This is a genomic window from Nocardia sp. NPDC050435 (genome assembly GCF_040655395.1).
Taxonomy (GTDB): Bacteria; Actinomycetota; Actinomycetes; order Mycobacteriales; family Mycobacteriaceae; genus Nocardia.
On record NZ_JBFAJW010000003.1, the window covers coordinates 627,454 to 647,904 of the forward strand.

General features: G+C 70.3%; 18 protein-coding genes. 11 read left to right on the forward strand and 7 right to left on the reverse strand.

The features are described from left to right. The first annotated feature begins 162 nt into the window (after positions 1 to 162). The 7 genes from AB0I43_RS11445 to AB0I43_RS11475 all read left to right on the forward strand — a co-directional run bounded on the left by AB0I43_RS11445 (position 163) and on the right by AB0I43_RS11475 (position 10,567). Positions 163 to 1,704, forward strand: a complete 1,542-nt coding sequence (locus AB0I43_RS11445) for an alpha/beta hydrolase (RefSeq protein ID WP_356970656.1) — start codon at positions 163 to 165, stop codon at positions 1,702 to 1,704. A gap of 201 nt (positions 1,705 to 1,905) precedes the next feature. Then, a complete protein-coding gene (locus AB0I43_RS11450) occupies positions 1,906 to 2,790 on the forward strand; it encodes a PHB depolymerase family esterase (protein ID WP_356970654.1) in 885 nt (294 codons plus the stop codon). A gap of 126 nt (positions 2,791 to 2,916) precedes the next feature. Continuing rightward, the gene (locus AB0I43_RS11455) at positions 2,917 to 4,257 is read left to right on the forward strand and encodes a glutamine synthetase family protein (protein ID WP_356970653.1); all 1,341 of its coding nucleotides are present in this window, start codon (positions 2,917 to 2,919) and stop codon (positions 4,255 to 4,257) included. 86 nt (positions 4,258 to 4,343) lie between these two features. Next, complete coding sequence (locus AB0I43_RS11460) at positions 4,344 to 7,358, forward strand: bifunctional [glutamine synthetase] adenylyltransferase/[glutamine synthetase]-adenylyl-L-tyrosine phosphorylase (RefSeq protein ID WP_356970651.1); 3,015 nt, start codon at positions 4,344 to 4,346, stop codon at positions 7,356 to 7,358. 57 nt (positions 7,359 to 7,415) lie between these two features. Continuing rightward, a complete protein-coding gene (locus AB0I43_RS11465) occupies positions 7,416 to 8,018 on the forward strand; it encodes an aminodeoxychorismate synthase (protein ID WP_356970650.1) in 603 nt (200 codons plus the stop codon). A gap of 66 nt (positions 8,019 to 8,084) precedes the next feature. Next, complete coding sequence (locus tag AB0I43_RS11470; RefSeq protein WP_356970649.1) at positions 8,085 to 9,038, forward strand: endonuclease/exonuclease/phosphatase family protein; 954 nt, start codon at positions 8,085 to 8,087, stop codon at positions 9,036 to 9,038. A 92-nt stretch (positions 9,039 to 9,130) separates the two neighbouring features. Continuing rightward, positions 9,131 to 10,567, forward strand: a complete 1,437-nt coding sequence (locus AB0I43_RS11475) for a metallopeptidase (protein WP_357431808.1) — start codon at positions 9,131 to 9,133, stop codon at positions 10,565 to 10,567. Here AB0I43_RS11475 and AB0I43_RS11480 read toward each other — a convergent pair. The 5 genes from AB0I43_RS11480 to AB0I43_RS11500 form a co-directional block, all read right to left on the reverse strand. Further along, a complete protein-coding gene (locus AB0I43_RS11480) occupies positions 10,560 to 10,976 on the reverse strand; it encodes a hypothetical protein (RefSeq protein WP_357431810.1) in 417 nt (138 codons plus the stop codon). The genes AB0I43_RS11475 and AB0I43_RS11480 overlap by 8 nt on opposite strands. Further along, positions 10,969 to 11,418: a 6,7-dimethyl-8-ribityllumazine synthase gene (locus tag AB0I43_RS11485; protein WP_357431812.1), complete on the reverse strand. Its 450-nt coding sequence runs from the start codon at positions 11,416 to 11,418 to the stop codon at positions 10,969 to 10,971. Before AB0I43_RS11485 ends, AB0I43_RS11480 begins: the two co-directional genes overlap by 8 nt. Positions 11,419 to 11,427: 9 nt before the next feature. Then, positions 11,428 to 12,267: a lysophospholipase gene (locus tag AB0I43_RS11490; protein ID WP_356970642.1), complete on the reverse strand. Its 840-nt coding sequence runs from the start codon at positions 12,265 to 12,267 to the stop codon at positions 11,428 to 11,430. A gap of 103 nt (positions 12,268 to 12,370) precedes the next feature. After that, on the reverse strand, positions 12,371 to 13,759 hold the full coding sequence (locus tag AB0I43_RS11495; protein ID WP_356970641.1) for a M20/M25/M40 family metallo-hydrolase: 1,389 nt from the start codon (positions 13,757 to 13,759) through the stop codon (positions 12,371 to 12,373). Positions 13,760 to 13,837: 78 nt separating this feature from the next. After that, a complete protein-coding gene (locus AB0I43_RS11500) occupies positions 13,838 to 15,484 on the reverse strand; it encodes a CocE/NonD family hydrolase (RefSeq protein WP_357431973.1) in 1,647 nt (548 codons plus the stop codon). A 230-nt stretch (positions 15,485 to 15,714) separates the two neighbouring features. Between AB0I43_RS11500 and AB0I43_RS11505 the strand changes: the two genes are divergently transcribed. Further along, complete coding sequence (locus AB0I43_RS11505; protein WP_357431814.1) at positions 15,715 to 16,152, forward strand: hypothetical protein; 438 nt, start codon at positions 15,715 to 15,717, stop codon at positions 16,150 to 16,152. A 57-nt stretch (positions 16,153 to 16,209) separates the two neighbouring features. Beyond that, positions 16,210 to 17,760 carry a serine/threonine-protein kinase gene (locus AB0I43_RS11510; protein WP_357431816.1) on the forward strand — a complete coding sequence of 517 codons (1,551 nt, stop codon included), beginning with the start codon at positions 16,210 to 16,212 and terminating at the stop codon, positions 17,758 to 17,760. Positions 17,761 to 17,818: 58 nt separating this feature from the next. On the opposite strand, the gene AB0I43_RS11515 is transcribed toward AB0I43_RS11510, so the two are convergent. Both AB0I43_RS11515 and AB0I43_RS11520 read right to left on the reverse strand, forming a co-directional pair. Then, complete coding sequence (locus tag AB0I43_RS11515) at positions 17,819 to 18,697, reverse strand: tyrosine-protein phosphatase (RefSeq protein WP_357431818.1); 879 nt, start codon at positions 18,695 to 18,697, stop codon at positions 17,819 to 17,821. A gap of 221 nt (positions 18,698 to 18,918) precedes the next feature. Further along, on the reverse strand, positions 18,919 to 19,344 hold the full coding sequence (locus AB0I43_RS11520; protein ID WP_357431820.1) for a Rid family hydrolase: 426 nt from the start codon (positions 19,342 to 19,344) through the stop codon (positions 18,919 to 18,921). 88 nt (positions 19,345 to 19,432) lie between these two features. On the opposite strand from AB0I43_RS11520, the gene AB0I43_RS11525 reads away from it, so the two are divergent. Together AB0I43_RS11525 and AB0I43_RS11530 are read left to right on the forward strand one after the other, a co-directional pair. After that, entirely contained in the window at positions 19,433 to 19,903 is a 471-nt protein-coding gene (locus AB0I43_RS11525; protein ID WP_356970633.1) for a MarR family transcriptional regulator, read from the forward strand. A gap of 121 nt (positions 19,904 to 20,024) precedes the next feature. Then, entirely contained in the window at positions 20,025 to 20,366 is a 342-nt protein-coding gene (locus AB0I43_RS11530) for a hypothetical protein (RefSeq protein WP_356970631.1), read from the forward strand. Positions 20,367 to 20,451: the final 85 nt, after the last annotated feature.

The following is a 20,451-nucleotide window of genomic DNA, read 5'->3' on the forward strand; positions in this document are numbered from 1 at the left end:
CGCCTCGAGGCCCATAGCGGGTCCCCGGGTCTTCTGACACTTCCAGTCTGCCACCGGCGTCGTCCGGCCAATAGGGGCCCGCCCGGGTGCGATCGGTCACACCGCCCGGCGGCTGTTCGCCCGGTGCCGGTCCGGGCCGGTGGTACTGGCAGGATCGTGCGCATGGGCTTGCGACGGGGCGTGCTGGGTGTAGCGGTGCTGGCGTTGGTCGCGGGCGGTTGCTCGGCGCGCGAGGCCGAGCCCGCCCGGCCCACCGAGCCGATGCCGCCCACCCCGGCCGCACTGGACAGGTTCTATGCCCAGGAGGTGTCCTGGGGCCCCTGCGCCGACGTCACCGCCGAACGTATGCCCCCGGCCGCGAAATGCGCGAAGATCACCGTGCCGGTCGACTACGCGCGGCCGGACGGCGCGACCGCGCAGCTGGCGCTGTCCCGGATTCCGGCCGGCGGGGACAAGATCGGCTCGCTGCTGCTGAACCCGGGCGGGCCCGGGGTCTCGGGGCTCTCGATCGTGAACCTGGCCGGCGCCACGCCGCTGGCCGAACGGTTCGACCGGGTGGGGTTCGATCCGCGCGGCGTCGGTTCCTCCACGCCCGCGATCGCCTGCCTGAATCCGAAGGAGGCCGACGCCGAGCGCGCCGAGGCCCCGCTGGACAACAGCCCCGCGGGCATCGCGGCGCAGGAGGCCGACAACCGGGAGTACATCGGCAAGTGCGTCGAGCGGACCGGGACCGAGTTCCTCGCCCACGTCGGCACCCGCGAGGTGGTGCAGGACATGGACGTCATCCGGGCCGTGCTCGGGGACGCGAAGCTCAGCTACGTCGGCTACTCCTACGGCACCAAACTGGGCTCGGCCTATGCCGAGAAGTACCCCGACCGGGTGCGGGCGCTGGTGCTCGACGGCGCGATCGATTCCTCGCAGGATCCGGTCGTGGAATCGCTGCGCCAGGCCGCCGGCTTCCAGAAGGCCTTCGACGCGTTCGCCGCCGACTGCGCCGCGCAGCCGGATTGCCCGCTCGGGGCCGAGCCCGCGCAGGCGGTGGGCCGCTTCCGCGCCCTGCTGGACCCGTTGCGGGACAAGCCCGCCGCCACCACCGACCCGCGCGGTCTGTCCTACGGCGACGCCGTCACCGGCGTGCAGCAGGCGCTCTACTCCGATTCGCTGTGGCGGGTGCTGTTCACCGGCCTGGCCGAATTGCCGCAGGGCCGCGGTGACACGCTGCTGCAACTGGCCGACATGTACGACGGCCGCGTCGAGGACGGCAGCTACGTCAACACCCAGGACGCGTTCAACGCCATTCGCTGCGTCGACGATCCGCGCATCACCGACCCGGCCGTCGCGTCCCGCCAGGACGCCGAGTACCGCCGCGCCGCGCCGTTCCTGGACGATGGCAAGGGCACCGGCGCCGCGGCCCTGGAGCTGTGCGCGTTCTGGCCGGTGCCCAACAGTTCCGAGCCGCACCGGATCTCGGCGCCGGGCCTGCCGAAGGTGGTCGTGGTGTCGACGACCGAGGATCCGGCGACGCCCTACCAGGCCGGTGTGGACCTGTCCCAGCAGCTCGGCGCCGCGCTGATCACCTTTCAGGGCACCCGGCACACCGCGGCCCTGGTGGCGGGCGACGAATGCCTGGACAGCGCCGTCGTCGCCTATCTCGTGGACCTCGCCGAACCGGCCGCCGCCCTCACCTGCGGGCAGCCGAGCTGAACTAGCGCATACCTGATTATGCTGTGGCATGCCAGAGTGCCTGTGAAGTGCGGTACCAAGTCACAAGCGCGGGGTGCAAACGGCTGATGCTTCCGGGTGGAAGATTGTTGACTCACCTAGCGATTGCCGAAGGATCTTCTGCGAACAGGGCTGTCTGACTAGCGTTTTTCACGCAATGTCGTTCGCACACAAGGAGTTTCTGTGGCGTCCTCGCTAATCACCCGATGTTCCGCCCTGCTGGCCGCCGCCGGCGCGGCGCTCGCCCTCGCGATCACCGCCGGGCCCGCGGCCGCCGACGAGGAGTCCTTCGAAGACCCGGAGGGCATGGCCGCGGCGTGCTCGACGACTCCGGTCGCCGACGCGAAGGTCAACCTCGACGGCCGGTACTACCGCATCCACGTCCCCTCCGGCATCTCCGCGAGCGGCGCACCCCTGCTGGTCGCCATCCACGGCGGGCACGCCAGCCCCGAGCGCCACGCCTCGGAGTCCGGCTGGAACGGCTTCGTCGACGCGAAGAAGGCCATCGTGGTCTATCCGCGCGGCAGCAAGGACGGGGAGACCCAGTCCGACGGCTCACCGGGCTGGGGCTGGAACGCCGATCAGGCCGACGTCGACCACATCATGAAGGTGGTGGCCAACGTCCGCGCGAAGTACTGCGTGAACCCCAAGCGCATCCACCTCGCCGGTCACTCCAACGGCGGCCAGATGGCCTCGCGGGCGGGCTGCGTCCAGGCGAGCTTCTTCGCCTCCGGTGCGGTGTACGCCCCCGCGCCGCCGCCCACCGGGTGCAACCCGGCCCGGGCCATCTCCTGGGGCGTCTTCGCCTCGGCCAATGACACGACGGTCCCCGAGCCGGTCGCCTACGGCCACCTCATGTACTGGAACTGGGAGAACCGTCCCTGCGGCAACGAGCAGAACGACGGCGGCACCGACGTCAAGGATTCCAACCGCTGGTCCTGTGACGCCGGCACCCAGACCCTGTGGCGGGTGTACAACGGCGGCAGCCATCAGTGGCCGACCGGTGCGCGGCGCACCGAGATGATGAATCGCATGTGGCAGTTGTTCGACGCCTACCCGCGGCCGTAGCCACCACGCGGATCCACCGTCACAGCCGTGGCGGTGGATCCCGCCGCGTCGGCCCGAGCTGCACCGTTTTCAATCTTCACCGCGCGCGTAACACGGATTTAACGCCAGGTGCCTACGCTCGCCACCATGGATCGCCAGAAGGAATTCGTGCTGCGGACGCTCGAAGAGCGGGACATCCGCTTCGTGCGGCTCTGGTTCACCGACGTCTTGGGTTATCTGAAGTCCGTCGCGATCGCTCCGGCCGAGCTGGAGGGCGCGTTCGAGGAGGGCATCGGATTCGACGGCTCGGCCATCGAGGGCTTCGCCCGCGTGTCGGAGGCCGACATGGTCGCCCGGCCCGATCCCTCCACCTTCCAGGTGCTGCCCTGGTCGACCTCCAAGGGTCACCAGCATTCCGCGCGCATGTTCTGCGACATCACCATGCCCGACGGCTCGCCGTCCTGGGCCGACCCGCGCCACGTGCTGCGCCGCCAGCTGAACAAGGCCGCCGATGTCGGGTTCAGCTGCTACGTGCACCCCGAGATCGAGTTCTTCCTGCTGAAGAACGGCCCGCAGGACGGCTCCAAGCCGACCCCGGCCGACAGCGGCGGCTTCTTCGACCAGGCCGTGCACGATTCCGCGCCGAACTTCCGCCGGCACGCCATCGACGCGCTCGAGTCCATGGGCATCTCGGTGGAGTTCAGCCACCACGAGGGCGCCCCGGGCCAGCAGGAGATCGACCTGCGCTACGCCGACGCGCTGTCCATGGCCGACAACGTGATGACCTTCCGCTACCTGATCAAAGAGGTGGCGATCGACGAGGGCGTGCGGGCCACCTTCATGCCCAAGCCGTTCGCGGAGTACCCGGGCTCGGCCATGCACACCCACATGAGCCTGTTCGAGGGCGAGGCCAACGCCTTCGCCGACCCCGACGATCCGGATAACCTCTCCGGCACGGCGCGCGCGTTCATCGCGGGCATCCTGGAGCACGCGCCCGAGATCTCGGCGGTCACCAACCAGTGGGTGAACTCCTACAAGCGCCTGATCCACGGTGGCGAGGCCCCGACCGCCGCCTCGTGGGGCCGGTCCAACCGGTCGGCGCTGGTGCGCGTGCCGATGTACACCCCGAACAAGGCCTCCTCGCGCCGCGTCGAGATCCGCAGCCCCGATTCGGCCTGCAACCCGTACCTGACCTTCGCGGTGCTGCTCGCGGCCGGTCTGCGCGGCATCGAGAAGGGCTACACGCTGCCGCCGGAGGCCGAGGACGACGTCTGGTCGCTGACCTCGGCGGAGCGCCGCGCGATGGGCTTCCGGGAACTGCCCGGCACCCTGGACGAGGCGCTGCAGGCGATGGAGCGCTCCGAGCTGGTCGCCGAGACGCTGGGCGAGCACGTGTTCGACTTCTTCCTGCGCAACAAGCGCCGCGAGTGGGCGGACTACCGCAGCCAGGTCACGCCGTGGGAGCTGAAGGAGTACATGGGTCTGTAAGCCCCGGTCTGTCCGGAAAGTACCGTTTGCGTGTCTTTCCGCGCCCTGCGCGGGAAACCCATGCCCGGACAACTAAGTTGGGAGCTATGGTTCGGCCTCCCACGCAGCGCTCAGCGGTCCCAGGTGTCGGTCGGCTCGGGTTGCTCGAGCCGAACGCCGCCGCGTCGTTGCGCGAACTGGCCTGGGACAACGTCGACAGCATTCCGGTGCTGTGGGCGCTCTCGCGCGCGCCCGACGCCGATCTGGCGCTGAGCACGCTGATCCGGTTGCGCGAGGCGCTGGGCGCGGAGTGGGCCGAGCTGGACGCGGCGCTGCGCGCCGATACCGCGTTGCGGGGCAGGCTCTTCGCGCTGATCGGCTCGTCGAGCGCGTTCGCCGATCATCTGGTCGCCGAGCCCGCCGCGTGGAAGCTGTTGCGGCGCAAGAACCTGCCGGACCGCGACGAGCTGATCGCGGATCTGCTCGAGGTGGTCGAGGCGGTGCCCGAGGAAGGCCCGCACGCCGGGCCGATGCTGTACCGGGCGGGGATCTCCGGGCCCGAGACGGTCGCCCTGCTGCGCCGCCGCTACCGCGACCAGCTCATGCTGCTCGCGGCCCTGGACCTCGCGGCCACCGTGGAGAACGAGCCGGTGCTGCCGTATCAGGTGGTCGGCAAGCATCTCACGGCGCTGGCCGACGCCGCGCTCACCGCGGCCCTGGCCGTGGCGGTGGCCCGAGTCTGCAAGGACGGCCCGTGCCCGGTGCGCCTGGCGGTGATCGCCATGGGCAAGAGCGGCGCCTGCGAACTCAACTACGTCTCCGACGTGGACGTGGTGTTCGTCGCCGAACCCGCCGACGCCACCGCGACCAGGCTGGCCGCGGAGATGATGAGCGTCGGCAGCCAGGCCTTCTTCGAGGTCGACGCGGCGCTGCGCCCGGAGGGCAAGGCGGGCGCGCTGGTCCGCACGCTGGAATCGCACGTCGCCTACTACAAGCGCTGGGCGCGGACCTGGGAGTTCCAGGCGCTGCTGAAGAACCGTCCGATGACCGGCGATCTCGACCTGGGCCGAGACTACCGCGACGCGCTGATGCCGATGGTCTGGACCGCTTCCGAGCGTGCGGATTTCGTCGCCGACGTGCAGGCGATGCGCCGCCGGGTCGAGGATCTGGTGCCCGCCGATCTGCGCGAGCGCGAACTCAAGCTCGGCCACGGCAGCCTGCGCGACGTCGAATTCGCCGTGCAGCTGCTGCAATTGGTGCACGGCCGGGTCGACGACAACCTGCACGTGCAGGGCACGGTCGAGGCGCTGACGGCGCTGGCGGCGGGCGGCTACGTCGGCCGCGACGACGCCGCGAATCTCACCGCCTCCTACGAATTCCTGCGCCTGCTCGAGCATCGGCTGCAGCTGCAGCGGCTCAGACGCACGCACACCCTGCCCGCCGCCGACGACGAGGAGGGCATGCGGTGGCTGGCCCGCGCCGCGCACATCCGGCCCGACGGCAGACAGGACGCGGTCGGCGTGCTCGGCGCCGAGATCCGCCGCAACGCGGTGCGCGTGCGGCGCCTGCACGCCAAGCTGTTCTACCGGCCGCTGCTGGACGCGGTGGCGCGGATGGATTCCGATGCCCTGCGGCTGAGCCCGGACGCCGCGATCCGCCAGCTCGCCGCCCTCGGCTATGCCGCGCCGGAGCACGCGCTCGGTCATCTCAAGGCGCTCACCGGCGGGGTGTCGCGCAAGGGCCGGATCCAGGCGCTGCTGCTGCCGACCCTGCTCGAATGGCTCGGCGAGACACCGAATCCCGACGCCGGACTGCTGGCCTACCGCCGGGTCTCCGAGGGCCTCGACGATCAGATCTGGTTCCTGCGCGAACTGCGCGACGAGGGCGCGATCGCCCAGCGCCTGATGATCGTGCTCGGTTCCTCGGAATACCTGCCCGATCTGCTGATCAACGCGCCCGACACGATCCGCATGTACGCCGACGGGCCGAGCGGTCCGCTGCTGCTGAGCCAGCAGCCCGAGGACGTCGCCCGCGGCATCCTCACCGCCGCCGCCCGCTACGACGAGCCGAAACGCGCTGTCGCGGCGGCGCGTTCGCTGCGCAGGCACGAGCTGGCGCGCGTCGCCTCGGCCGATCTGCTCGGCATGCTGGACGTGCAGCAGGTGTGCCGGGCGCTGTCGGCGGTCTGGGTGGCGACGCTGGAGGCGGCGCTGCTCGCGGTCATCCGGGCCAGCGAGGCCGAACGGGGCGAGCCCGCGCCCGCCGAACTCGCGGTGATCGGCATGGGCCGCCTGGGCGGCATGGAACTCGGCTACGGCTCCGACGCCGACGTCCTGTTCGTCTGCGATCCGAAGCCGGGCGAGGACGAGACCAGAGCGGTGAAGTGGTCGATCTCGGTGGCGGAGAAGGTGCAGCGGCTACTCGGCGCGCCCAGCACCGACCCGCCGCTGCACGTCGACGCGGGCCTGCGCCCGGAGGGCCGCAACGGCGCGCTGGTGCGCACCCTCGCCGCCTACGCGGCCTATTACGAGCAGTGGGCCCAGCCCTGGGAGATGCAGGCGCTGCTGCGCGCGCATCAGGTCGCCGGTGACGCGGCGCTCGGCGTGCGCTTCCTGCGCACCATCGACAAGATCCGCTATCCGGTCGGCGGTGTCTCGCCGGAGGCGGTGCGCGAGATCCGCCGGATCAAGGCCCGTGTCGACTCCGAGCGGTTGCCTCGCGGCGCCAATCCGGCCACCCACACCAAGCTCGGCCGCGGCGGTCTCGCCGATATCGAATGGACTGTGCAGCTGCTGCAACTGCGGCACGCGCACGAGATCCCCGGCCTGCACAACACCTCGACGCTGGAATCCCTCGATGTCATCGAGGAGGCCAAGCTGCTCGAACCCACCGACGTCGCGCTGCTGCGCGACGCCTGGCTCACCGCCACCAAGGCCCGCAACGCGCTGGTGCTGGTCCGCGGCAAACCCACCGACCAGCTGCCCGGCCCGGGCCGGCTGCTGTCCGCGGTCGCCCGGGTGGCGGGCTGGCCCAACGACGACGGCAGCGAGTTCCTGGACAACTACATGCGCATCACGCGACGGGCGAAAGCGGTGGTGGAGCGCGTCTTCGGCGGCGACTGACCGGCCCGGCCGCGTCGCGGTCCGGCGCCGCCGTCGCCCGCCTCTAGAGTGACCGGTATGGACCCCCTCCTACCCACCGGAAACCTCGATCTGACCGAGCTCGCGCGACGGCTGCGGGGGCTGCCGCCGTCCTGCGGGCCGGTGCGGTTGGTCGGGGTGGACGGGCACGCGGGGTCGGGCAAGAGCACGTTCGCCGACCGGCTGGCCACGGCGCTGGACGGCGCGCCCGTGCTGCATCTGGATGATCTGGCCACCCACAGCGCCTTCTTCGACTGGCCGGAGGCGTTGCGCCGGCAGGTGCTGACGCCGTTCCAGCGCAAGCACACCGCCTTCTACCGGGCCTATGACTGGGAGCGCGGCCGGTTCACCGGTGAGCGGGCGTTGCTGGCCGAGCCCGTGGTGCTGATCGAGGGCGTCGGGGCCGGGCGGCGGGAGGTGCGGCCGTATCTGGCGCAGCTGCTGTGGATGGCGGGGGAGGCCGAGGAGTCCTGGGCGCGCGGACGCCGGCGCGACGGCGCCGAGCTGACGGATTTCTGGGACGAGTGGACCATTTCCGAGCGCGCGCATTTCGCCGCGGATCCGTCCCTTCCGCATGCGGATCTTCTTGTCCTGCAACAGCCTTCGGGATACTCCGTGGTGCCCGGTCCGGCCGCCGCCTGAGCGATCTCCACGGAATCCGCACCGGGGGAGCGCGAGTCGTCCATCTCGGCCGCATAGGGTCTGGGCATGCGTAGATGGTTGGACCGGGCGCTGCTCGGGTCGGGGTGGCTTGCTGTTCTCGCGGGATTCGCCGGGGTGGTATTGCATCTGGGGACGTGGCGGTGGGAGTGGTTCGTGCTGGGGGCCTCGGGGGCGTCCTATCTGATGACCGGGGCGGTCGTCGGCCTGATCCTGGTGCTGATCGCGCGGGGGTGGCGCAGCGCGGGTGTGGCCGGTGTCGTCGTGGCGGCGGCACTGTGGACCCAGCTGCCGATCTTCGTGGCCGACGGTCACGCCGCGACCGGGCCGAGAGTCACGGTGATGCAGTCGAACATCTTGTTCGGCGGCGCGGATGTCGGCGCGGTGCTGCGGGCCGTCCGGGACGAGCGGGTCGACCTGCTGACCGTCGACGAGCTCACGCCGGAGGCGGTCGAGCGGTTCCGGTCGGCGGGCATCGATGCCGAATTGCCGCACCAGTTCCTGCTTCCCGGCTCCGGCGGCGGCGGCACCGGCATCTACAGCCGCTATCCGCTGCGCGACACCGAGCGCCTCGACGGCTTCCTGATCAACAATCTCGGCGCGACGATGGCGCATCCCGAACGCGGTGACATCGCGGTGTTCGCGCTGCACCCGATCCCGCCGAACCTGGACTTCGCCGCGTGGAGCCGCGAGCTGCCCCGCATCCGGGAAATCCTGGACGCCCAGACGGGCCCCGCGATCGTCGGCGCGGATTTCAACGCCACCCGCGATCACGCGGCCTTCCGCGATCTGGTGCGGGGCCGCTTCGATTCCGCCGCCGATCTGGTCGGCGCGGGCCCGATGCCGACCTGGCCGGACAGCAAACGCTGGGGCCCGGTGCTGGGCATCGACCACATCCTGGTCGCGGGCGGCACCGCCGAGGAGTTGCGCTCGCTGACCATTCCGGGCTCGGACCACCGCGCCCTGGTGGCGCGGCTGCGGCTGGATCCGGCCGAAAACTGATACGCGCGTTGAAGTTCCGCCGACTATTATGAAAGCGCTCGGCGGCTGGCCCGGGACCGGCTCTGCGGTGGTGCACCGGGGAGGAACTTCAGATGCGACGATCCCGTTTCGGTGTGCTCGCGGCGGCCCTGGTGCTGGCGCTGACCGGATGCGCACAAATAGCAGTCGAGGATTCGGCCGGCCAAGCGGTGACGAATCCGGCCGATCCGTGGGTGCTGGCGGGCGCCGCGCAGGCGCAAGGTCCCAGCGGCCCGCGCCAGGGCGTTCCGGATGCGCCCCTGACCGCCCGCAACGGTGACGGCGGCCCGGTCGACAAGCTCGTCCTCAACGCCCTCGCCGATATCGAGGCGTTCTGGAAAGTCGAGTACGCCAAGACCTTCCCCGGTGTCTTCGACCCGGTCGGCACCTTCGTGTCCTGGGATGCCCGTGCGCCGCGGGAAGCCGCGCCCACCTTCTGCAAGGACACGACCTACCAGCTGGTGAACGCGGCCTACTGCGGTCTCGACCACACCATCGGCTGGGATCGCGGGGTGCTGATCCCGCTGTTGGAAAAGAAGTACAACACGCTGGCCGTCGTCATGGTGCTCGCCCACGAGTACGGGCACGCCATCCAGGGCCAGGCGAAGATCGCGGGCTTCTTCACCGGCGCGCTGGTGCAGGAGCAGCAGGCCGACTGCCTGGCCGGGGTGTTCCTGCGCCACGTGGCCGAGGGCGACGCCCCGCACTTCACCATGAATCTGACCGACGGGCTCGACGGGGTGCTCGGCGCCACCATCGCGGTTCGCGACGCCGACCCGGGCAATACGAAGAACGTGCACGGCTCGGCCTTCGAACGGGTGACGGCGGTGCAGCTCGGCTACACCGACGGCGCGGCCGCCTGCAAACAGATCACCCGGTCAGAGCTGAACAAGCGCCGGGGCACGCTGCCGACCACCTTCGAGTTCGAAGACGAAGAGCAGCAGCAACTTCCGGTGGACCGGGAATCGCTGGACAGCGTCGCGCAGGCGTTGATGAAGGCCTTCCCGGTGGCGCGGCGGCCCGCGTTCGACTATCAGGGCGTGGTGCGCGACTGCCCGAAAACCACCACCACGGAACCGGTTTCGTACTGCCCCGGCGCGAACCGGATCGGCACGAACGTCGCGGCGCTGGCCGAGCGGGGCGCGAAGGCGGGTCCGGAGGACGTGCTGTCGGCCGAGGTCGCCGGCGACTACAACGCCTTCATCGTGTTCATCTCCCGCTACATGCTCGCGGTGCAGCAGGATCGCAACCTGACGCTGACCGGGGCGGCCACCGCGGGCCTGCGCACCGCCTGCCTGAGCGGGGCGTTCACCACGAAACTCAGTGCGCCGGACAGCAATCCGCGCCTGTCGGCCAAGGATCTGGACGAGGCGGTCTCGGGCCTGCTGGCCGACGGCCTCGCCGCCGCCGACGTGGACGGCAAGATCGTCGAGAGCGGCTACCAGCGCCTGGAGGCCTTCCGGCACGGGGTGCTGGACGGCGAGCAGGCGTGTCTGACCAAGTTCAAGTGAGCTCGCGGGCCGCGCGCACAGCGGTCCGCACCAGGTGCACCGCGGTCAGCACCACTACCAGGCCCAGCCCGCCGCCGACGAGCAGGAACAGCAGCCCGACCGCCCACAGGCCGGTGCTGTCGGCGGAGGCCCGCACCGACCACGGGACGGCGAACCCCAGCACGGCGGCGGCCGCCACCGCCGGGATCGCCGTCGGACGGCGCAGATACCAGAACGCGGCGACGCTGAGCAGTACGACGCAGGCGCCGCAGCCGATCACCTGGACCGGCCGGTAGGGGCCCTGCTCGACGCCGTCGACGTAGTAGTACTCGCTGTCCCAGCCAAGCCACGCCGCCCACGACGCGGCAGCGGCCACCGCCAGCCCGGCCAGCACCGCGAGCCGGCGCCATCCGGGCTCCGGGTCAGTCAACGGGCAGGCTGCGCAGCGAGTTCAGCGTGGTGGCCAGGGCCCGGGCCGCCTCGGCGCCCTTGGTCACGAAGTGCTCGGTGAAATAGCCGACGTGCTCGCTGTGCTCGTGGAAGTGGTGCGGGGTGAGCACCACCGAGAACACCGGCACGTCGGTGTCGAGCTGCACCCGCATCAGGCCGTCGATCACCGCCGAGGCGACGAAATCGTGCCGGTAGATGCCGCCGTCCACGACCAGCGCGGCGGCGACGATCGCGGTGTAGCGGCCGGACTGCGCGAGCCGCTTGGCGTGCAGCGGGATCTCGAACGCGCCAGGCACCTCGAACACATCGATGGTGGCCGGGTCGAAACCCAGATCGGTGTACTCGGCGGTGAAGCCGGTGAGGGCCTTGCCGACGATGTTGCTGTGCCACGTGGCGCGAATGAAGGCGACCTGGTTGCTCATGACCGGAGTCTACTGCTGGGTAAGGTGCGCTTCCAGCCACTCGACCACATCGGTGAGCACCTTGTCCTGCTCGGGTTCGTTGAAAACCTCGTGGTAGAGGCCGTCGTAGCGGAGCACGGTGAGATCCTTCGACCCGGCGCCGCGCTCGATCAGGTCCGAACTCGACGGCGCGGCCAGGGCGTCGGCGGTGCCGTGCAGCACCAGCGTCGGCACGGTCAGCTTGTCCAGGCGGCCCTTGACGAGCTCGCTGGCCAGCAGGATCTCGGTGGCGGTGCGGGCCGGCAGCTTGCCCCGGTACACCAGCGGGTCGGCGTCGTAGGCCGCGACGACCGCCGGATCCCGGCTGATCATCGACGAATCCAGGCCGAGCACACCGAGATTCGGCGTCAACCGGCTCAGCGCCGGGGCCAGCAGCTTCTGCAGCGGGTTGCCGACCGGGATGTCCAGCGGCGGCGCGGAGACGACGATCCCGTCCACTCGCAGCGGCGCGCGGGTGGCCAGGAACAGCACGATCAGGCTGCCCATCGAGTGCCCGAGCAGGAACTTCGGCACGCCGGGCTGTTCCCGGCCGGCGAGGTCGAGCATGCCCTCGACATTGTCGGCCGAGCCGGACATCGAGCCGATGTTCGCCTTGCCGCCCTCGGACTTCCCGTGCCCCACGTGGTCGAGCGCGTACACCGCGAAACCGGCGTCGGCCAGGCGCGTGCCGACGTGGGCGTAGCGGCCCGAATGCTCGGCGACACCGTGCACCAGCACGATCGCCGCGCGCGCCTGCCCATCGGGAAGCCAGGCGCGCCAGGCGATCCGGCTGCCGACGCCCTCGAAACTGCCTTCTTCGGTGCGGGTCACGTGCGCTCCTCACAGAGTGTCCTGGTGGGGTGCCGCGCTGCACCCGTGTCCATCAAACTAGCCGCTCGGTGCGGGTTTCCGGTGGCGAACCGACCGGTGCGCCTCAGCCGGCCCGCTCGGCGAGCTCGGTCAGCAGCAGGCGGTTGAATTCGATCAGCCGGGCGTAGTTCAGCCGGGACAGGCGCTCGTCGGTGCCGTGGATCGAGGCGATGTCGGTCTGCCGCAGCACGATCGGGGCGAAATTGCAGCGGGTGGCGGCGAGATCGTTGTAGTGCCGGGCGTCGGTGGCGCCGGGCACCAGGCCGGTGGTCACCGTGATGCCGGGGACGACCGCCCGCGCGAGCCGGGCGATCAGATCGAAGGCCGGCCCGACCCGGGGATCGGGCGTCGGCTCGGACGAGGCGCCGATCACCTCGATCCGCACGTCGCTGTCGCGCACCACCTTCCGGCAGTGCGCCAGCACCTTGTCCACCGAGTCGCCGGGCAGGATCCGGAAGTTCACCAGCGCCTCGGCCCGCTGCGGCAGCACGTTGGCCTTCACCCCGCCCCGGATGACGGTGGGCGCGGTGGTGGTGCGCACCAGCGCCTCGGTGGTCGGCGTGGCCGCCATGATCCGCGTGATCAGCGGCGCCACAACGCCTTTGCCCGCGAGCCCGAGCAGGCTGCGGCGCGGCTCGGCCATGGCGTGCCGCAACCGGCCGAGCATGTCGGTGATCACCGGGATCAGCCGCGTCGGCATCGGATTGTCCTGCACCCGGGCCACCGCCCGGGCCAGCCGCCCGACCGCCGTCTGACGGCCCGGCATCGAGGAGTGCCCGCCCACCTCGCTGACCGAGAGCCGGACCGTGGCGTACCCCTTCTCACCCACCATGACCGTGGCCACCGGCACGTCGACCCCGTCGGCGACGCCCAGGGTGATCACCCCGCCCTCGTCGAGCAGCAGATCCGCGCGCACATTCCGCTCGCGCAGCCGGCGCGCCATCAGCACCGCGCCGCGGTCGCCGAACACCTCTTCGTCGTGCCCGAACGCCAGATAGATGGTGCGCCGCGGCCGGACCCCCGCGTGCAGGGCCGCCTCGACCGCCTCCAGGATCGCCAGCACCCGGCTCTTGTCGTCGATCGCCCCGCGGCCCCAGACGAATTCGTCGTCGACCACGCCCGCGAACGGGGGATGGGTCCAGCGTTCCGCGTCGTCGACCGGCACCACGTCCTGGTGCGCCAGCAGGATGGCGGCGACCCCGTCATCGGAGCCCGCCCAGCGGTAGAGCCGGCTGCGCCCGAAGGTCTCCAGCTCCAGCTCGGCGTGCACGCGCGGGAACGAGTGCTCCAGATGCGCGGCGAGTTTCTCGAATTCGGCGTCGTTCGGCTCGGCCGGATCACCGTCCTCCGCGCCGGGTTCACCCGAGATGGTCACGCACCGCAGCGCCACGGCCAGCCGCTCGGCCACCGTGTCGTCGACCGGCTCCGGGGCGCTCCCGGTCGCGCCGGTCACCGTTTTTCCATTCCGAGTCGCGTCACGAACATCACTGCATTCTTCAGCACCGGCGGCCGGTCAGGGGGATCGCGCTGCTCAGCGCGTGGCGGACTCCCCGGGCAGGCCCATGGGAATCGTCGCCTGCGCGATCTGCTCGGGCGTCAGGGTGACGACCTTCTCCACCCGCCATTTCGCGTGCGCCTCGCTGCCGCCGCCGGTCAGGTCGGGCTGGCGGGGCTGGGTGAGCAGCGGCAGGTCCAGCCGGGCCGCGTGCACGGTGACCTGGGCGTTGGCCGGCGCGTGCGACCACACGTCGTCCACCACGTCGGTGATCCGCACCCCGAGCCGGTGCCCGGCCGCCAGCGGCCAATCCTGGCCCAGCAGGCGGACTTCGGTGTGCTCGGCCACCGGCGCGATGCCGCGGGTGATGACGGTGGCGCGGTTGTCGGGCCCGATGTCGTAGAGCTCGACCGCGGCGGTGGCCGAGGCGGGGCCGCTCAGCCGCAGCGCGGCGGTGGCCACGCCGGACAGGTGCGCGCCCTGGGTGAAAGGCTGTGAAATGGACCAGATCTCCCGATCGGCGCCCGGCAGGAAGCCGCGGTCGGTGTAGCCGCCGGTGCGCAGCTCGACCGGGAGCTTGCGGGAATCGGCGGGCGGCCAGGCCGTCTCCGAGCGCCACCCGCCGTCGAACTGGCCGACCGTCACCTGCGGGCCGGGCACCGGCACCTCGCGCCCGGCGACGTGCTTGTCGAAGAAGGCCATCATCTCGGCGTCGAACTGCGCCGCGCCGCATTTGACGCGGCAGTCGCTGTGGCCCCACTGCCCGAACCAGGCGCGGTGCTCACCGGGGCCCAGGCCGTTCCACAGCTCGAAGACGCGGTCGGCGCGGGTGTTGTAGTCCAGGAATCCCTGGCCCAGGAACAGCGGGATGGTGTTGCCGCGCACCGCGGCCACCAGATCGCGGGCCCGCCACCCCGGGTTGGCGGCGTCGTGATCGCCGGTCAGGGCCAGGTAGCGCTCGCCGCACTCCGGCGTCATCGCCACGGCGTTGGCCTGGTACTCGGGGGAGTCGTCGGGGCGGCCGGGGGTGGAGGCGATCAGCAGATGCTCCTCGCCGACCTGGTCGGCGGGCCGGATGCCGTTCTCGGTCACCGGCTTTCCGGAGAACTTCCAGGACACCCCCTGCATGTACAGGTAGGAGTACGGGTCGACGACCGGCGCGAAGGCCAGCACCGCGGCCAGGCCCTTCGGCTTCGCGGCCAGTCCGAGCAGGCCGGTCCAGGCTTCATAGGACACCCCGGCCATGCCGACCTTGCCGGTCGACCAGGGCTGGCTCGCGGCCCACTCCACCGCCGTCACCACGTCCGCGCGTTCGCCCGGGCCGCCGTAGTCCGGGCAGCCGTTGGAACCGCCGAAGCCGCGCAGGTCCACGATGACGTAGGTGTAGCCCGCCCGCAGCGCGGGCTCCACCGGCAGGTTGTCGGTGGACGGGCCGCCCTCCAGGCGCGGCGCACTGATGAAGGCGGTGTGCGAGCGGTAGGGGCTGACGGTCAGGATCACCGGGGTGCGCACGTCGTCGGCGAGGCCCTCGGGGCGCAGGATGTCGGCGTGCAGGCGGGTGCCGTCGGGGGCGTCGATGTAGGTCTGCCGCCACTGGAAACCCACGCCCAGCGGCTCGGCGACCGTCACCGGCGCCAAGACGCCCAACACCAAGGCCACCCCGGCCAGAACTCGCACCACCATGTTCACCCCAGGACTATCGCCTGCCTGCCCCCACCTGGTACAGACCCCGGAACCAGGGGATACCAAGATCACTGCCCGGCCGGCCCGCACCGCGATGGCCAGCGGTGATTGGCGTTCGGCATGACCGGCGCGAACGGACCGGTCGCGCAACAACATTGGGTCTGGTGTCTCAGGCAGGGCGGCGTATGATCGGGCCAGTGCGGACACCCGGGGGAAAAATGAGCGAGCCGGTGACCACGAATTGGGAAGAATTCGTGCAGGCACTCGCGCAATGCCTCTCCGAGCTACCGTCCCGGGCCACCCTGATCATCGCCGCCCCCGGCAACCGCTACGTCCAGTTCGTCCAGTACGACATCAAGCTCTCCGCCGAGCTGGCGGGCAATCAATATCTGGCCCAGCCGATTTCGCACGCCGCCGCCGACACGCTCCGGGACATGGGCTGGCAGGAGCCCATCCAGCGGCGCGAGATCGACAACTGGCACCGCATCCTGTTCTGGCCGCTGTCCTGGGGCGGGCTGGTCGAGTTCGCCCGATCGGTGGCCTTCGGGCTGCACGACGCGCTCGGCGTCGACGCCCCGCAGGACCTGCGCGCCATGGGCTGGACCGAAGCCTCCGGTGATCTCGATCTCACCGTCCTGGGCGCCGTCGTCCGCCGCAACAGCACCTGATCCGGCCCGCGCCGCGGTGCGGCCTGGCTATCATTCGGCAGACGATCGGGAGGTCTGATGCTGGACAGGGGAGATGTCTTCGCCGGCTACCGGATCGAGGGCACGCTCGGGCGCGGTGGCATGGGCGCGGTCTACCTCGCCCGGCGCCCCGCCATGCCGGGCCCGGTGGCGCTGAAGCTGCTGAACTCCGAGGTCTCGGCCGACCCGGACATTCGCGCGCGCTTCGAGGACGAGGCGGAAGTCGTTGCGCGCCTGCATCATCCGGGGATCGTCGCGGTGTACGAGAGCGGCATCGAGGACGCGCGGCTGTGGATGGCGATGCAGTATGTCGACGGCCGGGACGCGACCGTGGTCTCCCCGCGCAGCCTGCCGCCGGACCGCGTCATCGCGCTCGCCGGCGCCACCGCCGCCGCCCTCGACTACGCCCACGCCGCCGGCGTGCTGCACCGCGACGTGAAGCCCGCAAACATCCTCCTGGCCCGCCCCACCCGCACCCGCCGCGAAGCCGCGCTGCTCACCGACTTCGGTATCGCCCGCCTGCGTGACGAACCGGTCCCGCCCGCCCACTCCGGCACCATCCTGGCCACCCTCGCCTACGCCGCCCCCGAACAGCTGCGCGGCCTCCCCCTGGACCACCACTCCGACCAGTACTCGCTGGCCTGCACCCTGTTCCGCATGCTCACCGGCGCACTGCCGCACGCCGCCACCAACCCCGCCGCCATGATCAAGGGGCACCTCCACGACCCACCCCAGCCGGTCGCCACCCTGCGTCCCGAACTCCCCGCCACGCTGGACCACGTCATGGCCCGCGCCCTGGCCAAGCGGCCCGCCGAGCGCTTCGCCACCTGCACCGAGTTCGTCGACGCCGTCCGCGCGGCCTTCGTCGGTCCTGCGATTCCGCCGTTGTACGCCCTGCACAAGCACGCCGTCGTGGCGCCGCAGCGGCGGATGGCGCCCGTGGCCGCGCCGAGCCCGCCGCCCGAGGTTCCCACCGACTCGGGTCATCCGACTCCGATGGAGGCGTCGGTTATCGCGGAGGACGCGCCCACCGCGCGACTGCCTGCCGCCGAACAGTCGGTTCCGCCGGCGGAATCGCCGACCGCCGGTTCGGGGCAGTTGTCCGAGGCAGATCACGACGACTCGATTCGTGCGGAAACCGGTCGGCTTGCGGGGGAAGCACTGGATTTCGTGGACGATTCGCCGTCGGTCGCCGGACACGCTGTCTCAGAAGCTGATTCGTCTACGGCGGTGCAGCTCCCGAGGTACTTCGAGACCGCCGATGCTGTGCTGCGGTCCGATCGCCTCGGAGACGACGACTGTGGGGCAGGCTGGCCTGCTGCGGAGGAGCCCACCGAGGTGCTGGCGGTCGTCGAGTCGTCGGGTCCGCGCGCATCGGCAACCTCGATCCCCGACGAGCGAAAGCCGGTCGGCGTCCGGGCCACCTGTCTGGAGATCGCGCCGCAGGTGTTTCTCGCCAGGGGGTTCGCGCCGCCACCGCAGCGTCCGACACCGCATCGGCGACCGCCTGCGATCGATCGCGCCCGGCTCGGCTACTACGCGATGCTGCTGGCGGCACTACTGCTCGTGCTGATCGCCCTGTTCGGCTGACGCACACAGCGCTCGGCCCCTCCAGAGGGGTCGGAGGGGCCGAGATCAGGGGACAGGATCAGCTGACGAGGTTGCGGCGCAGCTTCAGGATGGTGCCGGCGTCCAGGCCCAGGCCCTGGGTGAGGAACTTGCCGAGATCCCCGTACTTGGATTCCATCTCACGAACCGCCGTATCGAGATAGGCGTCACGCACCTCCTGCAACGGAATCAGCAGATCCGGGTTCTCCATCAGCCCGGCCTGCTTCACCTGCTGGCGCAGCGCGGCGTCGGCGGCGGCCCGGTACTGGTTGGACAGCAGGTAGTCCTGACGAGCCGTGCGCTCGGGAACGCCGACCGCGCGCAAGGTGACGTAGGTCAGCCAGCCGGTGCGATCCTTGCCCGCGGTGCAGTGGTACAGCGTCGGCCGATCGGTGTTCGCGAGATCACGGATCGTCTGCCCGAAGGCGTTCCGCGAGGCGTCGGTGAAGAAGCTCTTGTACACCCCCGCCATGATCTGCTCGGCCTTGCCGCCGCCGAGCATCTCCTCCTGCTTCACCGGATCCCGCAATTGGATGACCTGCAACAGCTTCGTGAACAGCCCGGTGTCGTCGATCGGCCGCGCCACCAGCGGCACCCCGCTCGGCAGTTTGTCCGGCCCGCTGAACTGGATCTCGGCCTGCGTCCGCAGATCGATGACCTGCTTCAGGTTGTAGCCGGCCAGCACCTGAACGTCGGCGGCCGTGAGCTTCTCCAGCGAGTCGGCGCGAATCGCCTTCTTGGTCTTGACCTTCGCGCCGTCGTAGGTGCGATACCCGCCGATATCGCGAACGTTGACCGCGCCTTGCAGTTCGATCTTGGCAAGCGTGCTCACCTCTTCGTCGGCGGAGGCGGTCGGCGCCGACAACAACGCTAAAGCGGTGAGCGGCGCGGCTAGCAGTGCAATCAGGGAAATCTTCATGGCGGGGGACAGTAGGAGCCCGCACCCCCGCTTGCCAGGCCTTCCCGCTTTTCCGCCGCCACAGCCCCGGTGACCGGAACCGACCAGCCGGTCACCGGGATGTGCTTGCCGCTCAATAAGATTCGGGCGTTTGGGGTAGTTTACGGGCGAACGTCCACCACAAGCACCCTATCGAAATATGCCGGTTCGGAACAACTTTCGCGCTTGCGGGATGCTCCGCCTCAATTCCCGGAGCCGGCGATAGCGGTGACCCGGATCTCCACCCGCATGGCCGCCAGCCCGAGCACCGTCACGCCGGTCTCGGTCCAGATCGGCGCGCGGCCGCCGAGGCGACGGCGGAACTGCTCGGCCATGATCCGGTTGGTCTCCTCGCTGATGACGTCCGCGCCCGGCTCGACCTTGTGATACGAGTTGACGTGGATGACGTCCTTCCAGCTCGCGCCCACCGTGGCGAGCGTGCGCTCCACATTGTCGAAGGCTCGAATGATCTCCTCCTCCAACGAGTCCGGGATGTTCAGATCGTCGTCCACCCCGGCCTGGCCGGAGATCTCGACCCGATCGTCGACGCGCACGGCCCCGCTGTATCCGAGCGCCGCGTGCAGCTTCTCGCCGTAGCCCGGAACGATGCCGAAGGTGACTGTGCTCATGTGTGCTCTCCTGTCGTTGCGATGACTTCACACGTAAACTCACCCCGGCACCCATTTATTTCAAGCATGAAGTCATAGCGGAGGGCAGATGAACGCGAGCGACGAACCCCGATGGCTCGACGAGCCGGAAAAAGCCGCATGGACCGGCCTGATCTCCCTGGTCCTGCTACTCCCCGCCAAACTGGAAGCCCCCCTGCGCCAGGACCACGGCCTCACCCTCTTCGAGTACCTCGTCCTGAGCCACCTCTCCGAGGCCCCCGACCGCACCCTCCGCATGGGCGAGCTGGCCTTCCTCGCCAGCGGCTCCCTCTCCCGCCTCTCCAACGTCGTCAAACGCTGCGAACAGCGCGGCTGGATCCACCGCACCCCCGACCCCGCCGACGGTCGCTACACCCTCGCCGAACTCACCACCCCCGGCCTCACCCTCGTCCGAGCCGCCGCCCCCACCCACCTCCACTCCGTCCGCCACCTCATCCTCGACCACCTCACCCTCACCGACCAGAAATCCCTCACCCGCATAGCCGCCAAACTCCGCATAGTTCCGGACGACCTCGGCTGAAACATCCGCGACCGTTAGTCCGGAGGCGCTCGCCGGACCGACTCGGCAGTCAACTGGAAACTTCGGTACTTCCAAACCGCGCGGTACTGTCGAATTACGTTCGTCGACAGGGGGATCCCGTATGGCCGAATCCAAATCTCATCCGGTCATCGACTGGTGGACCGGGGGAGCTGACAGCTGGTGGGGGCTACCCGTATTCCTGCTGATCGTCTTCGCTGGCCTCTTCACGGGATTCGGCGCGGCGGAGGCCTGGACGCAGGGTCAATGGCCGCTGTTCACGCTGCTGGCGCTCGCCGCGACCGCCTGTGCGATCGCCCTGGGACCGCAGTTGCTCGGGGAAGCTGTCGTCTACCTGATAGTCGCCGTCTGGCTGCTGACCGTTCCGCTCCTGCTGTTCCCGAGAACACGCACCTGGCGTGCGCGGCTCTGGGACGGCGTAGACAAGCGGCTCTCGACCGAATAGGCATCGCACCCACTGAAACGCCCGAAGGCCCACCCGCACAAAGCGGATGGGCCTTCGGTGAACGAACCGCGAAGCAGCCCTTCGA

Bases quoted from the DNA above. Each gene is read 5' to 3' on its own strand.
- AB0I43_RS11445 (WP_356970656.1), top strand. From the start codon at position 163: ATGGGCTTGCGACGGGGCGTGCTGGGTGTAGCGGTGCTGGCGTTGGTC.
- AB0I43_RS11455 (WP_356970653.1), top strand. From the start codon at position 2,917: ATGGATCGCCAGAAGGAATTCGTGCTGCGGACGCTCGAAGAGCGGGAC.
- AB0I43_RS11460 (WP_356970651.1), top strand. From the start codon at position 4,344: ATGGTTCGGCCTCCCACGCAGCGCTCAGCGGTCCCAGGTGTCGGTCGG.
- AB0I43_RS11465 (WP_356970650.1), top strand. From the start codon at position 7,416: ATGGACCCCCTCCTACCCACCGGAAACCTCGATCTGACCGAGCTCGCG.
- AB0I43_RS11470 (WP_356970649.1), top strand. From the start codon at position 8,085: ATGCGTAGATGGTTGGACCGGGCGCTGCTCGGGTCGGGGTGGCTTGCT.
- AB0I43_RS11475 (WP_357431808.1), top strand. From the start codon at position 9,131: ATGCGACGATCCCGTTTCGGTGTGCTCGCGGCGGCCCTGGTGCTGGCG.
- AB0I43_RS11485 (WP_357431812.1), bottom strand. From the start codon at position 11,418: ATGAGCAACCAGGTCGCCTTCATTCGCGCCACGTGGCACAGCAACATC.
- AB0I43_RS11500 (WP_357431973.1), bottom strand. From the start codon at position 15,484: ATGGTGGTGCGAGTTCTGGCCGGGGTGGCCTTGGTGTTGGGCGTCTTG.
- AB0I43_RS11510 (WP_357431816.1), top strand. From the start codon at position 16,210: ATGCTGGACAGGGGAGATGTCTTCGCCGGCTACCGGATCGAGGGCACG.
- AB0I43_RS11515 (WP_357431818.1), bottom strand. From the start codon at position 18,697: ATGAAGATTTCCCTGATTGCACTGCTAGCCGCGCCGCTCACCGCTTTA.
- AB0I43_RS11520 (WP_357431820.1), bottom strand. From the start codon at position 19,344: ATGAGCACAGTCACCTTCGGCATCGTTCCGGGCTACGGCGAGAAGCTG.
- AB0I43_RS11525 (WP_356970633.1), top strand. From the start codon at position 19,433: ATGAACGCGAGCGACGAACCCCGATGGCTCGACGAGCCGGAAAAAGCC.
- AB0I43_RS11530 (WP_356970631.1), top strand. From the start codon at position 20,025: ATGGCCGAATCCAAATCTCATCCGGTCATCGACTGGTGGACCGGGGGA.